At 46.5% G+C, this 17,883-nt stretch carries 17 protein-coding genes; 11 read left to right on the top strand and 6 right to left on the bottom strand.

Features of this window, described 5'->3' with window-relative positions; translation table 11 throughout:
• Nucleotide 1: 1 nt before the first annotated feature.
• The 4 genes from acoC (at nt 2) to BGM23_RS17690 (ending at nt 4,761) form a co-directional block, all read left to right on the top strand.
• Nucleotides 2-1,198 carry an acetoin dehydrogenase complex dihydrolipoyllysine-residue acetyltransferase gene (gene acoC / locus BGM23_RS17705; protein ID WP_029726865.1) on the top strand — a complete coding sequence of 399 codons (1,197 nt, stop codon included), beginning with the start codon at nt 2-4 and terminating at the stop codon, nt 1,196-1,198.
• Nucleotides 1,199-1,218: 20 nt separating this feature from the next.
• Nucleotides 1,219-2,595: an acetoin dehydrogenase complex dihydrolipoyl dehydrogenase gene (gene acoL, locus BGM23_RS17700; RefSeq protein WP_029726864.1), complete on the top strand. Its 1,377-nt coding sequence runs from the start codon at nt 1,219-1,221 to the stop codon at nt 2,593-2,595.
• A 115-nt stretch (nt 2,596-2,710) separates the two neighbouring features.
• Complete coding sequence (gene acoR, locus BGM23_RS17695; protein ID WP_029726863.1) at nt 2,711-4,528, top strand: acetoin dehydrogenase operon transcriptional activator AcoR; 1,818 nt, start codon at nt 2,711-2,713, stop codon at nt 4,526-4,528.
• Between the two features lie 53 nt (nt 4,529-4,581).
• On the top strand, nt 4,582-4,761 hold the full coding sequence (locus tag BGM23_RS17690) for a small acid-soluble spore protein H (protein WP_003244276.1): 180 nt from the start codon (nt 4,582-4,584) through the stop codon (nt 4,759-4,761).
• A 35-nt stretch (nt 4,762-4,796) separates the two neighbouring features.
• Here BGM23_RS17690 and BGM23_RS17685 read toward each other — a convergent pair whose 3' ends face one another.
• Genes BGM23_RS17685 through BGM23_RS17660 form a run of 6 tightly spaced genes read right to left on the bottom strand, consistent with a single transcriptional unit; the run spans nt 4,797 to nt 8,639 of the window.
• The gene (locus tag BGM23_RS17685) at nt 4,797-5,126 is read right to left on the bottom strand and encodes a YnfA family protein (RefSeq protein WP_010886445.1); all 330 of its coding nucleotides are present in this window, start codon (nt 5,124-5,126) and stop codon (nt 4,797-4,799) included.
• 49 nt (nt 5,127-5,175) lie between these two features.
• Nucleotides 5,176-5,718, bottom strand: coding sequence for a YfjD family protein (locus BGM23_RS17680; protein WP_029726862.1), 543 nt, complete (start codon nt 5,716-5,718; stop codon nt 5,176-5,178).
• Nucleotides 5,719-5,727: 9 nt separating this feature from the next.
• The gene (locus tag BGM23_RS17675) at nt 5,728-6,285 is read right to left on the bottom strand and encodes a YfjD family protein (protein WP_029726861.1); all 558 of its coding nucleotides are present in this window, start codon (nt 6,283-6,285) and stop codon (nt 5,728-5,730) included.
• Nucleotides 6,286-6,316: 31 nt separating this feature from the next.
• Nucleotides 6,317-7,084, bottom strand: coding sequence for a hypothetical protein (locus BGM23_RS17670; RefSeq protein WP_003243767.1), 768 nt, complete (start codon nt 7,082-7,084; stop codon nt 6,317-6,319).
• 11 nt (nt 7,085-7,095) lie between these two features.
• A complete protein-coding gene (locus BGM23_RS17665) occupies nt 7,096-8,319 on the bottom strand; it encodes a hypothetical protein (protein ID WP_003243998.1) in 1,224 nt (407 codons plus the stop codon).
• Nucleotides 8,320-8,324: 5 nt separating this feature from the next.
• On the bottom strand, nt 8,325-8,639 hold the full coding sequence (locus tag BGM23_RS17660; protein WP_029726860.1) for a WXG100 family type VII secretion target: 315 nt from the start codon (nt 8,637-8,639) through the stop codon (nt 8,325-8,327).
• A gap of 335 nt (nt 8,640-8,974) precedes the next feature.
• Between BGM23_RS17660 and glvA the strand changes: the two genes are divergently transcribed.
• The 7 genes from glvA to catE all read left to right on the top strand — a co-directional run bounded on the left by glvA (nt 8,975) and on the right by catE (nt 17,820).
• Nucleotides 8,975-10,324, top strand: a complete 1,350-nt coding sequence (glvA, locus tag BGM23_RS17655) for a maltose-6'-phosphate glucosidase (RefSeq protein ID WP_046664318.1) — start codon at nt 8,975-8,977, stop codon at nt 10,322-10,324.
• A 64-nt stretch (nt 10,325-10,388) separates the two neighbouring features.
• A complete protein-coding gene (glvR, locus tag BGM23_RS17650) occupies nt 10,389-11,153 on the top strand; it encodes a MurR/RpiR family transcriptional regulator GlvR (protein ID WP_003233607.1) in 765 nt (254 codons plus the stop codon).
• A gap of 14 nt (nt 11,154-11,167) precedes the next feature.
• Nucleotides 11,168-12,751 (top strand): PTS maltose transporter subunit IIBC, encoded by a 1,584-nt coding sequence (gene malP / locus BGM23_RS17645; RefSeq protein ID WP_003233606.1) that lies wholly within the window; start codon nt 11,168-11,170, stop codon nt 12,749-12,751.
• A gap of 105 nt (nt 12,752-12,856) precedes the next feature.
• Nucleotides 12,857-14,578 (top strand): ABC transporter ATP-binding protein, encoded by a 1,722-nt coding sequence (locus BGM23_RS17640; RefSeq protein WP_003243936.1) that lies wholly within the window; start codon nt 12,857-12,859, stop codon nt 14,576-14,578.
• On the top strand, nt 14,572-16,386 hold the full coding sequence (locus BGM23_RS17635; RefSeq protein WP_003244082.1) for an ABC transporter ATP-binding protein: 1,815 nt from the start codon (nt 14,572-14,574) through the stop codon (nt 16,384-16,386). The genes BGM23_RS17640 and BGM23_RS17635 overlap by 7 nt, the downstream gene beginning before the upstream one ends.
• A 154-nt stretch (nt 16,387-16,540) precedes the next feature.
• Nucleotides 16,541-16,945, top strand: a complete 405-nt coding sequence (gene catD / locus BGM23_RS17630; RefSeq protein WP_003244204.1) for a DoxX family oxidoreductase CatD — start codon at nt 16,541-16,543, stop codon at nt 16,943-16,945.
• A gap of 17 nt (nt 16,946-16,962) precedes the next feature.
• A complete protein-coding gene (gene catE / locus BGM23_RS17625; RefSeq protein ID WP_003233597.1) occupies nt 16,963-17,820 on the top strand; it encodes a catechol 2,3-dioxygenase in 858 nt (285 codons plus the stop codon).
• The last annotated feature ends 63 nt before the right edge of the window (nt 17,821-17,883 follow it).

Raw genomic sequence — 17,883 nt, 5'->3', positions numbered from 1 at the left:
AATGGCGGTAAAAGTAGTGATGCCAAAATTGGGAATGGCCATGAAACAAGGGGAAGTATCGATATGGAATAAAAAAGTAGGCGACCCGGTTGAAAAGGGAGAAAGCATTGCCAGCATTCAATCGGAGAAAATTGAAATGGAGATCGAAGCGCCTGAAAAAGGAACGCTGATCGATATCAAAGTGAAAGAGGGAGAAGAGGTTCCGCCCGGCACAGCTATTTGCTATATCGGGGACGCCAATGAGTCGGTGCAGGAAGAGGCGGGGGCGCCTGTTGCTGAAGACAATATGCCGCAAGCCGTTCAGCCCGTCAAACAAGAAAACAAACCCGCAGCCTCCAAAAAAGATCGAATGAAAATATCTCCAGTCGCCAGGAAAATAGCAGAAAAAGCAGGATTAGACCTAAAACAACTGAAAGGAACTGGACCAGGCGGACGAATCGTGAAGGATGACGTAACAAAGGCTCTTGCTGAACAGAAAAAAGATCAAGCAAAGCCTGTTTCGGAGCAGAAAGCGCAGGAAATCCCGGTGACAGGCATGAGAAAGGTCATCGCTGCCCGAATGCAGGAAAGCCTGGCAAACAGCGCGCAGCTGACGATCACGATGAAAGCTGATATCACCAAGCTTGCCACTCTTCAAAAACAGCTTTCACCAACTGCGGAAGAGAGATACGGCACAAAACTGACGATCACTCATTTTGTCTCAAGAGCCGCCGTTCTCGCTCTGCAAGCTCATCCTGTGCTGAACAGCCTTTATCAAAATGAGCGCATTATCACACATCCCCATGTACACCTTGGTATGGCTGTAGCCTTGGAAAATGGCTTAGTGGTGCCTGTCATCCGCCATGCTGAAAAGCTATCGCTGATTGAACTGGCTCAATCCATCTCAGAAAATGCCAAAAAAGCACGCGAGGGACGTGCGGGAAGCGAAGAACTGCAAGGCTCTACCTTCTCCATTACAAACCTTGGCGCGTTTGGAGTTGAGCATTTCACACCGATACTAAATCCGCCGGAAACAGGCATTCTCGGCATCGGAGCAAGCTATGACACACCGGTGTATCAAGGAGAGGAGATCGTCAGAAGCACGATCCTGCCTCTCAGCCTGACATTTGATCACAGAGCGTGTGACGGCGCCCCTGCCGCTGCATTCCTGAAGGTGATGAAAACATATTTGGAAGAACCCGCAGCATTAATTTTATAGGAAAAGCAGGTGAAAACGACATGACATTAGCCATTATCGGCGGCGGACCTGCAGGCTATGCGGCTGCGGTTTCCGCGGCACAGCAGGGCAGAAACGTGCTGCTCATTGACAAAGGCCAGCTTGGGGGGACCTGCCTGAATGAAGGCTGCATCCCGACAAAGTCTTTGTTAGAAAGCGCAAACGTTCTTGATAAAATCAAGCATGCCGACAGCTTTGGAATTGAACTTCCGGCAGGTGCGATATCAGTCGATTGGAGTAAAATGCAAAGCCGAAAACAACAGGTTGTCAGTCAGCTTGTCCAAGGCGTTCAGTACCTAATGAAGAAAAATCAAATACAGGTTGTAAAGGGAACAGCCTCCTTTCTTTCTGAAAGAAAGCTCTTGATCGAAGGAGAAAACGGAAAAGAAATCAGAGAGGCGGACCAAGTATTGATTGCCTCCGGGTCAGAGCCAATCGAGCTGCCTTTTGCCCCGTTTGACGGCGAATGGATCATCGACAGCAAAGACGCGCTTTCTCTTTCCGAGATTCCGTCTTCACTAGTCATTGTCGGCGGCGGTGTCATCGGGTGTGAGTATGCAGGGCTGTTCGCCAGATTGGGATCGAAGGTGACCATCATTGAAACAGCGGACCAGCTGATCCCGGCTGAAGATGAAGATATTGCCCGTCTCTTTCAGGAGAAACTTGAGGAAGACGGTGTCGAAGTGCATACCTCATCCAGATTAGAGCGGGTGGATCAAACGGCCAAAACGGCAATATGGAAAAGCGGTCAGCGAGAGTTTAAAACGAAGGCCGATTATGTGCTGGTGGCGATCGGCAGAAAACCCCGTCTTGACGGATTACAGCTGGAACAGGCCGGAGTTGATTTTTCTCCAAAGGGCATTCCGGTGAATGGGCACATGCAGACGAACGTGCCTCATATTTACGCGTGCGGAGATGCTATAGGGGGCATTCAGCTGGCGCATGCCGCTTTCCATGAGGGCATCATCGCTGCTTCTCATGCTTCCGGAAGGGATGTCAAAATCAATGAGAAACATGTGCCGCGCTGCATCTATACGTCCCCGGAAATCGCGTGTATCGGAATGGCAGAACGACAGGCAAGAAGCATATACGGGGATGTGAAGATCGGCGAATTTTCTTTTTCCGCAAACGGCAAGGCGCTCATTAAACAGCAAGCGGAAGGAAAGGTCAAAATCATGGCTGAACCGGAATTCGGCGAAATCGTGGGTGTCTCGATGATTGGCCCGGATGTAACCGAGCTCATCGGCCAAGCGGCAGCGATCATGAATGGTGAGATGACGGCAGATATGACGGAGCATTTTATCGCCGCCCATCCGACTTTATCGGAAACATTGCATGAGGCGCTGTTAAGCACGATCGGCCTTGCGGTACATGCATAATAAAGGAAAAAGCAGGCGCATGGATATAAGGCGCCTGCTTTTTTATTGTTGAAAGCGCTTTATTTTTCCCCTACAATAGATGAAAACGGCGTGTAAGGGAGGAGCGATCAAGGAAATGAATTCGGTCCCAAACGATTTGCAAACCTGGAAACGTTTTGTGAAAGACGGTGTGCTTGACGAAGCCCGATTAAGAAAACGGATTGCAGAGTCATGGCATCGCTGCAAAAAAGCTGAGGTCAATCCTTATTTAGAAAAAGGCCCGAAGGTTTTACAGCAAACGGAGCTGGATCAGCAGTCAAAAAAACATTCATTCTTCTTGACGACCGCAAAGCCTTACCTCGAAAAACTGCTGCCTGCCATAAAAGAAATGGAAATGATGGCGCTGTTAATTGATTCAGACGGTGTTGTTCTGGCATTGGACGGCCATCCCCGCGCGCTCTATGAAGCCAAACGCATCAACTTTGTTGAAGGGGCATGTTGGACGGAAACGGCTGTCGGAACAAATGCGATTGGCACGGCGCTCCACATCAGCGAGCCGGTTGCGATACAAGGATCAGAGCATTACTCCATTGCTTCCCATCTTTGGAACTGTTCAGCCGCTCCGATTCACCATGAGGATGGCAGCCTTGCGGGTGTGATTGACATATCGTGTCCGGCAACAGGCGCTCATCCTCATATGCTCGGTATTGCCACTGCGATCGCCTATGCAGCTGAACGGGAACTCGCAGCAAAAAGCCGTGAGAAAGAGCTCGAGCTGATCAGCCGTTTTGGAGAGAGGGCTGCATCCAGTGTGCCGATGGTGCTATGCAATATCAAGCAGCACATCATCAGTGCCAGCATACCGATTCGAACCTCAATGCCGGATTGGCAGGGCCGGCACCTGTATGAGTTGAAGGAACGGGGCTACTCAATCGAAAAAGCTGTCACCATAGGAGATGGCGGCACTTGTTTTTATCTATCGGAACAAAAGAAAAAGAAGGTGTTCCGATTCAATGGAGTGATCGGGAAAAGCGGCCGATCGCAAGCGATGCTGATGAACCTTGAACGTGCAGCTGCGGCAGATGCAACGGTCTGTTTGTCGGGCGAAACTGGTACGGGAAAGGAAGTCGCGGCTCGCGCTCTTCATGAGAACAGTGAGAGACGTCACGGTCCGTTTGTTGCTGTCAATTGCGGAGCGATTCCGTCTGATTTGATTGAGAGCGAACTGTTCGGATATGCAGAGGGCGCTTTTACGGGAGCGAAACGAAATGGCTATAAAGGCGCCTTTCAAAAAGCGAATCAAGGCACATTATTTTTAGATGAAATCGGAGAAATTTCCCACTCGATGCAGGTTGCACTTTTACGGGTGCTTCAGGAACGCAAGATAACGCCAATCGGCGGGACGAAAGAAATTCCGGTTGATATCAGAGTTATTGCCGCCACACATTGTGATTTACGCGAGCTTGCCGAAAACGGAAAAATCAGAGAGGACTTGTTTTACCGTCTTCATGTCTATCCAATTGAACTCCCTCCATTACGCGATCGCACCGAGGATATCCCGGATCTCTTTGAGTACTACAAACAGAAGAATCATTGGCCAGGCGAACTTCCTTCTGATTTTTGTAATGTGCTGAAGCAATGGAAGTGGCCGGGGAATATCCGTGAGCTGTTTAATGTGTTTGAACGTCTTTCTATCAGATTTCCGGACGGCCGGCTGAGGGATGAATCGCTTCCCGCTTTACTGGAAGCCGCTGGATTGCCGGCCAGCTCTGCAGAAAAAAAGCCGGCTGCTGCCGGCGTGCTTACTTTTCGTGAGCAAATCCAAAAGGATATGATGATCAAAGCGCTTGAATCTGCAAAAGGAAACGTCTCTCAAGCCGCAAAAATCAGCGGGATCCCCCGAAGCACTTTCTACAAACGCCTGAAAAAATTCAACTTGTCCGCTGAATCATAAAGCATACTTCCTTCAGGAAATGGAAACGTTATGTATTGAAGGAGGGTGTTACGATGAATATTCAAAGGGCGAAAGAAATTGTAGAATCTCCCGACATGAAGAAAGTAACATATAACGGCGTTCCTATTTACATTCAGCACGTAAATGAAGAAACTGGAACAGCAAGAATTTATCCGCTTGACGAACCGCAAGAGGAGCATGAAGTGCAGCTGAACAGCTTAAAAGAGGATTAAACAAAAATGGCCCGCTTCATAAGCAGGCCATTTTGTTATCCGCGCGGCGCAAATAAAATGACACAGACACCGATGAGACAAATGAATGCGCCGATCCAGTCATACAGATCAGGTGTTTTTCGGTCAACAAGCCATCCCCACAGGACCGCAAGCACGATGAATACTCCGCCATAAGCGGCGTATACACGGCCGAAAGATGGGAAGGACTGAAACGTCGGAAGAATGCCGTATACAATGAGGATCAGCGCCCCGGCGATTCCGTAGCCGGCTGGCTTTGCCTCTCTCAGCCATAGCCAAACCAGATATCCGCCGCCAATTTCAGCAAGCCCTGCCGCGAGAAATAAAAGAATGGTAATCAGCATCATGAGCACTCCTCAATTTGCATTTATCTTTCATTATAGAGGAGGAGAGCTTTTAAAGCTTCGGATGATTCTCAAATTCCTTCAAATACGCTTTTCGCTGAACCTCTGTAAATTGGCTGATCCAATTGTTTTGAGCCTCTTCATTCAAATGGGGAAGGATATAACGTTCAACCGCTTCGAAAAACAGCGGATTCGCGATGATGTTCCAGGTCGGGATGCGAACGATTTTCCCGTCTGTTTTTTCGATGATAATATCCTCAAAAAAGATCCCTTTCAAACTGTATTGATGACGTCCCATATAAAGCCGCTTCACCTCGGAAAACAGCACGCTGCGCTTTCTCGAAAAGATCTCGCCATTAGGTCCGGTCTTTATGCTGAAAATGACATTTCCACGGCTTGTGAAGGCAGGAAAAGCCATAAAGAATGTGATCAATCCATAAATCATAGCCAGTAAACCGCCGCCCAAATAAAGCAGGGCATATTTAGATTCAAACGTGAGAGCTTCAGACACCAGCCAGACGCCCACAATAAAGGCGCCCCCTGTAGCGAGGAACAGCCAAGCCCTTAGAAGCATCATGCTTTTTACTTCAATCATGTGCTGCCCCTAAAGCTTCGGATGATTCTCAAATTCCTTCAAATACGCACTGCGTTGGATGTCTGTAAACTGTCCGATCCAATTGCTTTTCGCCTCTTCACTCAAATGGGGAAGGATATAGCGTTCAACCGCTTCGAAAAACAACGGATTCGGAATGATGTTCCAAGTGGGAATGCGAATGGTCTTCTGATCAACGGTTTGGATCAATATATCTTCTTGGAAGATTCCTTTTAGACTAAATTTATGGCGGCTCATCTCAATTTTCTTGATATCAGTAAACGTAACAGACACTTTGTCAGTGAACACTTCTCCATTTTTTCCTGTTTTGATGCGGAAAATGGTATTTCCCCGCGGGGTGAAAGCCGGAAAGAAGATGATAAATAAATATAAACAAAACAAGGTGAACAGAAAGCCAGCAGGTATGGCTAATAGGTAATATTTCGTTTGAAACGTAATACCCATATAAAAGAGCCACAAACATGCTAATCCCATACCGGCAGATCCGACAAAAGCCCATATTCTCAGGAACATTTTGCTTTTGACTTCAATGATTTCTTGGTTTTTCAATGCTTTTCTCCTTTTGTTAATTCAATTCTTATCATTTTGAAATGATTTGATTTACAACATCCTTATGAGCAGGGAGGATAGAAAATTCATTCTGGGTGATGCCTGTGACAAGCCAAGTATGGTGGGCCCCCGGCAGGACGAATGCCATGTCAGCCACTTCAGGAGTGTTATCTTTGCCATATGCCAGACGCATAAGTGTATCCATTTTCCCTTTCCGCAAAGCCAGATCATTTGCAAATCGGGTAACGTCCTCTTGGTGGTCATGTTTTTCAAGGAACTCTTTTAGATATGAAGGGTTGTCTGAAGCGCCCTCCAAGAGTTTTTCAAATTCATTTGATGTCAATGTCACAATCGATTCTCTTTTATCCTCTGTATCTATTATATGTAAAAACTCATCTGTCTTAGCAAGTAACCCTTCACTTGATTCCATTTTTGTAATGCGATGGACTTGTTCATCAAAAAGGAGTTCGTGAGAGTAGGTGCCGAATTTTGATACATGGCAGGACACATTCTGTTCGGCGCCTTGCCCGTTAAATTTAGAAAGCTTCACTGTATAGTCGGCGTCGTTTAACACATGGATAAACGGACAGTATTCGTCCTTTAGCCGATATTGATGATTCCGATATTCCGCCGCATCTTTGGCTAAGAGTGAGCGGCACGCGGCTTCAAATAAGGCGCCGAGCTGTTCATCTTCTATTTCGGGAAAATAGGCTTGTTTTAAGGCCATTCCCTGTTCGAAAAACCCTTCGCTGTAAAAACAAAACAAGAGTTCTTCTATGCTGATTGTAAACTGCTTCATTGTTTATTCTCCTATCCAAATGAAAATTTCCCTTTAAGGAAATGGGTTGCGCCGTGTATAAGCGAATCCGCTGTTTTCTTTGCTTTTTCCATTCCTTTTTTTGCGCTGTCTATCCCTTTATGTATCGATTTATTTGCCGCATCTATGCCGTCATTCACTGATTTGACGACTTTGCCGGCTGATTCCAGCCCTTTTTTGGCTGTATCAACAACAGCATGGATCGGTTCTTTCAGCTTTAAGGCTGCTTTTTCAGCAAAACCGGCTGTATATTTGGCGATTTGTTCTCCGACGACTCCGCCAATGTATGAACCTGCTGCCCCAAGAAGGACAGTACCCACAGGTCCTGCAAAGCTTCCGATTGCACCGCCGATGACAGCACCAGCTGTGGCACCGCCGGCAACAAAAATCGTATTATTCACAGCATTCCCGACGGCCTTGGCGTTTTCACGCTTGAGAACTTCGGGTTTGTCCTGGTATTTTGCATAATTTTCAGCAATTTTCACGCCTGCTCCGAATGTTTCGGTCGCTCCGGTAATCAGTGTGGCGGTAATGGCATTTCCTTTCGCGAATCTCAAGCCCGTTTTTCCCACATCCTTCAAAGTGGAGCGTACGCCGGCTTCATTAAGAAATCCTTTTGTGTAGCTTCTGACGCTGTTTGAAAAATCCACCGTGTCCTGAGGAAAGTATTTTGTAAACTTTTTATGTACCAAATCTGAAAATGGACGGTTGGTCTTTTTTAACAAATATTTAGGATTCAAAAGCACTCTTGCCGCTTTTTGATAACGTGAGCTGTCAACGGCCCTAGAAATATCCAAGAGCAGTTTTGAGTGCTGGGCTGTATGCAAGCCGCTTGGCTGTTTCACAAATTTCGTAAGCCCTAATCCGTAATATTTTCCCTGCGTCAGCATAAGAGCGGTTAAGCTTGTCATCGTACCGTATTTGTCGTAGGCATTGTAGAGCTTTCGCAAAATATCATCTTGTTCCACAAATTTATCGCCCGTTTTTCTGATGAAAATCTCATTGTCACTCAGCTTGGTGACGAGCGCTTTTCCTGAGCTCCACGCATCGCCCACTCCGGAAAAACAGCTGCTGTAGCGGGGATCGCATTGCAAAATCATCTGCCCCAGCTCCACATGCAGGTCCTTATATTTGTTTTCCATATCAGTTAATTCAGTGACAACATCATTTGCAAGCTGTTCGAGCTTATCCGGATCAACTGCAATGTTTCCTGACACACCGTTCACCTCCCGAGTTTATGTCTTTCCTCTCTTGCTTTACGCTCCAGTTCTTCCATTCTGGCAATTTCAGCTTTTCGTTCTTCTATTTTGACAGCGGCAGCCTTCAGCTCTTGGCTTGTTTCAAGCAGCTCCTGTTCGAATTGATCGTAGGCGGCTTTCGTTTCCTCGAAATCCTGGTCAAACGAATCTCTTGATTTGCCCTGCCAAGCTTCTCCCATTGCAGATAACCGGGATTCAAGCAGCATTTTGGAGCTTCTGACCTCTTCTGCGGCCGCACTGTACTTGTTTGCCAGCTCAATGACTTTATATGAGTCCAACTTTTGTCCCCTGCCTTTTCTAAATTCACGCACAATTGGATGTTTTATATAAATGATTATAAATAATTCGGCATGTATCCGAATCGTACAAAAGAACCTTTTCATAAGAATTGGAAGGGCGTATATTCACTTAAAATTCACAGTTGGTGAGACTTTAAGATTACAAAAAAGGTAAAAAAAACAAATTCCTCAGACATAAGGCAAATGAGAAATTTCCCGCTCTATGGGAAAAAACACTAAAATTGATCAAATGACCTAAGTGCGCCAAACGTGTTACGGGACGGGCTCTCCCATGGTATAAATGAAATTGTAAACGTTATCAAGGAGGTCGTCATATGAAGAAAAAATCATTCTCAATTGTAATAGCGGGCGGAGGAAGCACTTTCACTCCAGGGATCGTACTCATGCTCTTGGACCATTTGGAGGAGTTTCCGATCAGAAAGTTGAAGCTGTATGATAATGATAAAGAGAGACAGGATCGCATTGCAGGCGCCTGTGACGTTTTTATCAGAGAAAAAGCGCCGGATATTGAATTTGCAGCGACGACTGACCCGGAAGAAGCTTTTACAGATGTCGATTTTGTTATGGCGCACATCCGGGTGGGGAAATACGCGATGCGCGCGCTGGATGAACAAATTCCGTTGAAGTACGGAGTTGTCGGCCAGGAGACATGCGGGCCGGGCGGGATCGCGTACGGGATGCGTTCGATCGGCGGTGTGCTTGAAATATTAGATTACATGGAAAAATACTCGCCTGATGCGTGGATGCTCAATTATTCCAACCCGGCGGCGATTGTAGCTGAAGCTACGAGACGCCTTAGACCGAATTCTAAAATTCTCAATATCTGTGATATGCCTGTTGGAATTGAAGACCGGATGGCGCAAATTCTTGGCTTGTCCTCAAGAAAAGAGATGAAGGTCCGCTATTACGGATTGAATCATTTCGGCTGGTGGACATCGATTCAGGATCAAGAGGGCAACGATTTAATGCCGAAGCTGAAGGAACATGTATCCCAATACGGTTATATTCCGAAAACAGAGGCTGAAGCTGTGGAGGCAAGCTGGAATGACACGTTCGCCAAAGCGCGTGACGTGCAGGCTGCAGATCCTGATACACTGCCGAATACGTATTTGCAATATTATTTGTTCCCGGATGATATGGTGAAAAAATCAAATCCGAATCATACGCGGGCAAATGAAGTGATGGAAGGGCGCGAAGCTTTTATTTTCAGCCAATGTGACATGATTACACGTGAGCAGTCCACAGAAAACAGCGAAATCAAAATCGATGACCACGCATCATATATCGTTGATCTTGCCCGGGCGATTGCCTACAACACAGGTGAAAGAATGCTGTTGATCGTTGAAAATAACGGCACAATTGCGAACTTTGACCCGACTGCGATGGTCGAGGTCCCATGCATTGTCGGCTCAAATGGGCCTGAACCGATTACCGTCGGCACCATTCCGCAATTCCAAAAAGGGCTTATGGAGCAGCAGGTATCCGTTGAGAAGCTGACTGTTGAAGCGTGGGCGGAGAAATCGTTCCAAAAGCTGTGGCAGGCGCTAATTTTGTCAAAAACAGTGCCGAACGCGCGTGTGGCAAGACTCATTCTTGAGGATTTAGTGGAGGCCAACAAAGACTTCTGGCCTGAGCTTGATCAAAGCCCAACCCGCATATCATAAATGAAATTCCCCCATTTTCGAATCTGTAATTGTATATAATAGAAAGAAAATGGGGGGATCTGATATGCAGCTCGAAGAACTGATCAATCAGCACTACAGCAAATTGAATGACAACGATTTTCATATTTTAAAATATATATTGAATCATAAGCACACATGCTATCACCTTGGAATCGACGCGCTGGCCAAAGCTTGCAGTGTATCGCGTTCCTCAATTTTACGGCTTGCCCAAAAGCTCGGTTTCAGCGGTTACAGTGAATTTCGCGTCTTTTTAAAGTGGGAAGATCAGCCGGAAGAAGGCGAGAGTATGAGTTTTGAAAAGCTGCTTGATGATATTGAAGCAAATTTGAAGTTTTTACGGACAAAGGACATGACGGACATGTGCCAGCTGATTGATGCAGCTGACCGCATTTTCGTCTACGGTTCTGGAAATGCGCAAAAGATATGCGCCCGCGACCTGCAAAGAATGTTTATTCCGCGCCATCGCTATCTTATTTTGATTGAAGACACAAATGAATTTAATTTGATGCGCGATGATTTTAAAGTGAACGATCTGTTTATCATCATTTCTCTTTCCGGAGAAACACCGGAGCTGATTCCTCAGGCAAGAATGCTTTCTGCAAAGGGTATTCCCTTTATTTCCATTACGAATTTAAAAAACAATGTCCTCGCCCAGCTGACTCCGCATAATCTTTATGCGACAAGCAAACCTGTGACATTAAGCGATAGAACGGAAATTGTCGCTTTTGCACCGTTTTTTCTCGTTGGCGAAGCATTGTTCCGCGCATATGTTGATTACAAAGAGGCAGAAAAAAATGACAATGAGTAGCAGGGGGTTCTGGTATGATGCAAAAAATTCAGCGCTTTGGAAGCGCGATGTTTGTGCCTGTTTTATTATTCGCGTTCGCCGGCATTATCGTCGGTATCAGCACGCTCTTTAAAAATAAAACCCTCATGGGACCGCTCGCCGATCCTGACGGTTTTTGGTATCAGTGCTGGTATATCATTGAGCAGGGCGGCTGGACTGTTTTTAACCAAATGCCGCTCTTATTCGCCATTGGCATCCCGGTTGCTTTGGCGAAGAAAGCTCAGGCACGCGCCTGTTTGGAAGCGCTTACTGTCTACCTGACATTCAACTATTTTGTCAGCGCGATATTGACGGTATGGGGAGGAGCATTTGGCGTCGACATGAATCAAGAGGTCGGCGGAACGAGCGGGTTAACGATGATTGCGGGCATAAAAACGCTCGATACCAACATCATCGGAGCCATCTTTATTTCTTCGATTGTCGTCTTTTTGCATAATCGCTATTTTGATAAAAAACTGCCCGATTTTCTCGGCATCTTTCAAGGCTCAACATATATCGTGATGATTTCCTTCTTTATTATGATCCCAATTGCGTTGGCTGTGTCTTATATTTGGCCGATGGTTCAATCGGGAATCGGCTCGCTTCAAAGCTTCCTGGTTGCTTCTGGGGCGGTGGGCGTTTGGATATACACGTTTTTGGAACGGATTTTAATTCCGACCGGCCTTCATCACTTTATTTACACGCCGTTTATTTATGGCCCGGCTGTAGCGGAAGGCGGGATCGTCACGTATTGGGCACAGCATCTCGGCGAATATTCGCAAAGCGCCAAACCGCTGAAGGAGCTCTTTCCGCAAGGCGGATTCGCGCTTCACGGCAACTCGAAAATCTTCGGTATTCCGGGTATCGCCCTGGCTTTTTATGTGACAGCCAAAAAGGAAAAGAAAAAACTCGTCGCAGGGCTGCTGATTCCTGTCACACTGACAGCGATTGTCGCCGGTATTACAGAGCCGATTGAGTTTACGTTCTTATTCATTTCACCTTTCTTATTTGCGGTTCACGCCGTGCTTGCCGCCACAATGTCGACAGTTATGTATATGGCCGGCGTCGTCGGAAATATGGGAGGCGGACTGATTGAGGCGGTAACCTTGAACTGGATTCCGCTCTTTGGCAGCCACGGTATGACATATGTGTATCAAATTTTGATCGGGCTCTCGTTTACAGCAATTTATTTTTTCGTCTTCAGATTTTTAATCCTCAAATTCAATATCGCTACACCAGGACGGGAAAAGGATGAACAGCAGGAAACAAAGCTATATTCGAAAAAGGAATACAGAGAACGAAAAAACAAGGATGAAACGGCCTCCGCTGCTGAAACGGCTGATGACACCGCTTTTCTGTATATTGAAGCGCTGGGCGGAAAAGACAACATCACTGAAGTCACAAACTGCGCCACCCGCCTCAGAGTCAGTGTCAAGGATGAAACAAAGGTTGAACCCGACAGCGTATTCCGCGCGCTTGGCGCACACGGCGTTGTCAGGAACGGGAAGGCGTTTCAGGTAATTATCGGATTAAGCGTGCCGCAGATGCGGGAGCGTGTGGAAAAAATTTTGAATCAATAAAGACTGCCCTCCTTTTCGGGAGGGTTTTCGTTTGCCGTCAAAAAGACCGCCATAGTAAAGTAAAGAAAGAGACAATCGAGTAAAAAGGGGTTTGGAGGCTTTTACATGCAAAAGGCTTTGTCGTTTTTAAAACCATATTCATTGCTGGCGGGAATTGCTCTGATTCTTATGCTGACGGAGCTTGCAGTTGAACTGATGCAGCCTTTATTGATTGCAAAAATCATCGACGATGGGATATTGAAGCAAGATCTGCGGCATGTATGGATATGGGGCACGGTCATGATCGGGCTGACCGTGTTATCCTTTGCGGCGGGGATGCTGAATTCCTTTTATGCCGCCCATGTCAGCCAAAGCTTTTCCTATGATACGAGAAAAGGGCTTTTTCAAAAAATCCAGTCCTTCTCCTATTCCACATTTGGACAGTTTTCGTCCTCTTCTTATATTACAAGGCTGACAAACGACGTCACACAGGTTCAAAATATGATTTTTATGAGTTTGCGGTTTATGCTGCGGGCTCCCTTAATGATTGCAGGCGGCATTGTGCTGTCGCTTGCCGTTAATGTGAAACTCGGGTTTTTTCTGCTTGTGACCATTCCGATCCTGATCTTGTTTTTGCTATGGGTATTAAGGAAAGGCGGGGCACTGTTCCGCTCAGTGCAGAAAAGGCTGGATCAAGTGAACACCATCATGCAGGAAAATTTAATTGCAATCAAGCTGATCAAAGCGCTGCTTCGCGGCAGCCACGAAGTCAAACGATTTATCAAAGCCAACACAAGGCTGATGGAAAAAACGGTTTCGGCCTTTCAGCTTGTGGAATTCACGATGCCTGTACTGATGCTGCTGATGAATCTCTGCATCCTTTTGATTTTGTGGGCGGGGTCCTACAGTATTACGAGCGGAAGCACTCAGGTTGGCGATGTTGTTGCGATAATTAACTACGCAACACGAATTACAGGCGCGCTTTCGATGTTTCCGTTTTTGATTATGATTTTCACCCGGGCGAAGGCTTCAGGGGATAGAATCGGTGAGGTGCTTGAAACAGAAGGCGACGAGCGGGAGGAAGGCACCATATCTGATCGTTTGTCAGGACGGATTGAGTTTCAGCATGTATCCTTTCGCTATCCTGAAATGGACAGAGAAGCGCTCAGGAATGTCTCATTTTCCGCAAAGCCAAGAGAAACGATCGCGATTCTCGGTGCGACGGGCTCGGGCAAGTCCACGCTTTTTCAGCTCATTCCGCGGCTTTATCAGCCGGATTCAGGCCGCATTTACATAGATGAAAAGCCGGTTCAAGATATTCCGGCTGAAGGGCTGCGCAGGCAAATTGGATATGTACCGCAGGAAGTCCTCTTGTTTTCCGGCACAATCAAAGAAAACATCGCTTGGGGCAAAGAAAATGCTTCACTAGATGAAATAATGGATGCGGCAAAACTTGCGCAAATTCATGAAACGATTTTAAAGCTCCCAAATGGATATGACACTGTTTTGGGGCAAAGAGGCGTCAACCTGTCCGGCGGCCAAAAGCAGCGGATTTCCATTGCGCGGGCGCTGATTCGAAAACCGGCTATCCTTCTATTAGATGACAGCACAAGCGCGCTTGATCTGCAAACGGAGGCGAAGCTGCTTGAAGCAATCAGCACATACCATTGCACAACTTTGATCATTACACAAAAAATAACCACGGCGATGAAAGCTGATCAGATTTTGCTGCTTGAGGACGGCGAACTGATTGAAAAAGGCACTCACAGTGAGCTGCTTTCTGAATCTCAGTTATACAAGCGCATTTACGAGTCACAATTCGGAAGGGAGGGGAGCGAGTCATGCTAAAAGACATCCGCAAGCCTTTCCAATATCCCAAACTGCCAATTGACAAAAAAGAAGGCGCGAAAAAGCGGGCGAAAGCAAAGGATACAAAGGGCACACTGAGACGAATCTGGTCTTACTTGGCTGAAAGAAAAGGACTGCTCATACTTGTCATGCTAATGGTTGTCATCAGCGCCATATTCGGACTCCTTGGTCCCTTTGTGATCGGAAAGGCCATCGACCATTTTATCGTCGGGAAAACGGTCAGCGGCTTGATTCCTGTTTTGCTTCTTCTGCTCGCTATCTATATCATTCAGTCCCTGTCGCTTTGGTTTCAAAACTATTGGATGATTACGATCTCGCAGGGCACGGTTTTCAGAATGAGAAGCGAATTGTTCACCCATCTGCATGAGCTGCCGATTCCATTTTTTGATAAACAGCGGCACGGCGAGCTGATGAGCCGGGTGACGAATGACATCGAAAATGTCAGTTCTACCTTAAACACGTCAGTCATTCAAATTTTGTCAAGTGTGATCACCTTTGTCGGGACGATTGCGGTGATGCTGTACATGAGCCCGCTCCTTACTTTGATTACGCTGACCATTATTCCGGTGATGGCAGCGAGCCTGAAATGGATCACCAACCGAACGGGAAAGCTGTTTAAAGAACAGCAGAAAAACCTTGGTGATCTGAATGGGTATATTGAGGAATCTGTTTCAGGCGCAAAGGTCATCAAAGCATATTCACGTGAGAAGCAGATTACTGCTGAATTCCTCGAAAAAAACGCTGCACTCAAGACGTCGGGCTTTTGGGCGCAGACGATTTCCGGGTTTATTCCGAAGGTCATGAACTCTTTGAATAACTTAAGCTTTACAATGATTGCGGCAATCGGCGGTTTGTTTGCGCTGAAAGGCTGGATCTCGATCGGCTCCATCGTTGTCTTTGCCGAGTATTCAAGACAATTTACACGCCCTTTAAACGATCTGGCCAACCAGTTTAATACGATGCTGTCCGCAATCGCCGGCGCTGAACGGGTGTTTGACGTGCTTGATGAAAAAGAAGAGCGCGAGGATGAAAAGAACGCCGTGCATCAGCCCATCCAAACAGGCAGCATTGAATTCCGGGATGTGTCCTTCGGTTACGATAAAGGGCAGCAGACACTGAAGCATTTACAGTTTACCGTGCCTGCGGGGCAGTCCATCGCGTTTGTAGGACCGACGGGGGCGGGGAAGACAACCGTCACTAACCTTCTCGCCCGTTTTTACGAGCCTAACGATGGAAAAATTTTAATCGATGGTACAGATATTAAAACCCTTACTAGAGCAAGCCTAAGAAAAAACATGGGGTTTGTTCTTCAGGATTCTTTCTTATTTCAGGGAACGATCAGAGAAAACATTCGCTACGGCAGGCTTGATGCTTCTGATCAGGAAGTCGAAGCCGCTGCAAAAACAGCGAATGCCCATAGTTTTATTGAAAGGCTGCCAAAAGGGTATGACACCGTACTGACGCAAAACGGTTCGGGCATCAGTCAAGGGCAGAAGCAGTTGATTTCTATAGCGAGGGCGGTGCTTGCCGATCCGGTTCTTCTCATTTTGGATGAAGCGACAAGCAACATTGATACCGTTACAGAAGTCAACATTCAAGAAGCGCTCGCCCGTTTAATGGAAGGAAGAACAAGCGTCATCATTGCCCACAGGCTGAACACTATTCAAAGAGCGGACCAGATTGTGGTGCTAAAAAACGGTGAAATGATTGAAAAAGGCAGCCATGACGAGCTGATTCGGCAAAAAGGATTTTACAGTGACTTATATGAAAGCCAATTTGAGAAATAGACCTTTGTCCTGCACAGAGGTCTTTTTTTGTTACAGTTTTATAGTACTTTTATTTCATTTTCGTAAAATGTAACAAAATTACTTGACGTAAACAAGTTATGTATATATACTAGCTTACATTAAGTAAGTGATAACATTTATCAAGGAGGATAAAATGAATAAATCATTTGAAATTGGCACATTACTTTTAAGAGTTATTACAGGTATTATCTTTTTTGTTCACGGTTTATCAAAGTTTCAGGGAATGGAGGGCACCATCCAATTTTTCGGCAGCATAGGCCTTCCAAGCTTTATGGCGTATGTCATCGCAGCGATTGAACTGATTGGCGGAGTGCTTGTCTTCTTCGGATTGGCTACACGTATTGTCGGTGTACTGTTCGCTCTTACACTGATCGGCGCCATCATCACTGTTAAGCTGAAAGCGCCATTCATGGGCAATGCAGAATTTGATTACCTTCTGCTTTTGACATCCATTCACCTGGCGCTTACTGGAAGTCGATTCCTGGCGCTGGACCCATTTGTGTTTAAAGGAAAAAAGAACGGAAACGTTTCAGCATAAGAAAAGAGGCATGCAGCATGACCAGCATTCATGAGGATACACACATTGGCTATGCCAAACTCACAATTCGCAGTCTGGAGCGTTCGCTTCAGTTCTACTGTAACGTCATCGGTTTTCAAGTCTTAAAAAAGACGGACCGCCAAGCGGAATTAACGGCTGACGGGAAACGCGTACTGCTTATTCTTGAAGAAAATCCGAGCGCTGTCGTCTTGCCTGAACGGTCTGTGACAGGCCTTTATCACTTTGCGATTCTTCTTCCGGACAGGAAAGAACTTGGGATCGCGCTCGCCCGCCTGATTGAACACGGCATTGCTATCGGACATGGAGACCATGCTGTCAGCGAAGCGCTCTACCTGTCTGATCCTGACGGAAACGGCATTGAAATGTACGCTGACCGCCCCCGCAGCACGTGGCAGCGTGATCGGGAAGGAAACTACGTCATGACGACAACCGCTGTTGACATTGAGGGCCTTCTGGAAGAGGCAGGAGATGAGCGGAAAACATCGCTTCCGAACGATACAATCATCGGACACATTCATCTGCATGTCAGTGATTTGAAAGAAGCAAAGGCGTTTTATACAGATGTACTGGGCTTTGACATTGTCGGAAACTATGCGGGCATGTCCGCCCTCTTCGTTTCAGCCGGGGGGTACCACCATCATATCGGCTTAAACATTTGGGCGGGAAGAAATGCGCCGCCTAAACCGACAAATGCCAGCGGACTAGATTATTATACTGTTGTCCTGCCCCACCAAGAGGAGCTGGATTTGGTGGCAAACCGAGTCAAACATGCCGGGTATTCGATTGAAGAGACGGAAAACAGCTTTCGTGTGAAAGACCCTGTTTCCGGCGCCTATATTACATTTGTGATTTAACTGCAATCCCCTTGCCGAAATAACGGCAGGGGGATTTTTTATTTTTGTCCGCCTTGTTATGAT

This window comes from Bacillus sp. FJAT-14266, from assembly GCF_001719225.1.
Classification (GTDB): domain Bacteria; phylum Bacillota; class Bacilli; order Bacillales; family Bacillaceae; genus Bacillus; species Bacillus subtilis.
The sequence above is the reverse complement of the archived record's forward strand: the minus strand, read 5'-3'. Positions and strand labels throughout refer to the sequence as shown.

Bases quoted from the DNA above. Each gene is read 5' to 3' on its own strand.
- acoC (WP_029726865.1), top strand. From the start codon at position 2: ATGGCGGTAAAAGTAGTGATGCCAAAATTGGGAATGGCCATGAAACAA.
- acoL (WP_029726864.1), top strand. From the start codon at position 1,219: ATGACATTAGCCATTATCGGCGGCGGACCTGCAGGCTATGCGGCTGCG.
- acoR (WP_029726863.1), top strand. From the start codon at position 2,711: ATGAATTCGGTCCCAAACGATTTGCAAACCTGGAAACGTTTTGTGAAA.
- BGM23_RS17690 (WP_003244276.1), top strand. From the start codon at position 4,582: ATGAATATTCAAAGGGCGAAAGAAATTGTAGAATCTCCCGACATGAAG.
- BGM23_RS17685 (WP_010886445.1), bottom strand. From the start codon at position 5,126: ATGATGCTGATTACCATTCTTTTATTTCTCGCGGCAGGGCTTGCTGAA.
- BGM23_RS17680 (WP_029726862.1), bottom strand. From the start codon at position 5,718: ATGATTGAAGTAAAAAGCATGATGCTTCTAAGGGCTTGGCTGTTCCTC.
- BGM23_RS17670 (WP_003243767.1), bottom strand. From the start codon at position 7,084: ATGAAGCAGTTTACAATCAGCATAGAAGAACTCTTGTTTTGTTTTTAC.
- glvA (WP_046664318.1), top strand. From the start codon at position 8,975: ATGAAGAAAAAATCATTCTCAATTGTAATAGCGGGCGGAGGAAGCACT.
- glvR (WP_003233607.1), top strand. From the start codon at position 10,389: ATGCAGCTCGAAGAACTGATCAATCAGCACTACAGCAAATTGAATGAC.
- malP (WP_003233606.1), top strand. From the start codon at position 11,168: ATGATGCAAAAAATTCAGCGCTTTGGAAGCGCGATGTTTGTGCCTGTT.
- BGM23_RS17640 (WP_003243936.1), top strand. From the start codon at position 12,857: ATGCAAAAGGCTTTGTCGTTTTTAAAACCATATTCATTGCTGGCGGGA.
- BGM23_RS17635 (WP_003244082.1), top strand. From the start codon at position 14,572: ATGCTAAAAGACATCCGCAAGCCTTTCCAATATCCCAAACTGCCAATT.
- catD (WP_003244204.1), top strand. From the start codon at position 16,541: ATGAATAAATCATTTGAAATTGGCACATTACTTTTAAGAGTTATTACA.
- catE (WP_003233597.1), top strand. From the start codon at position 16,963: ATGACCAGCATTCATGAGGATACACACATTGGCTATGCCAAACTCACA.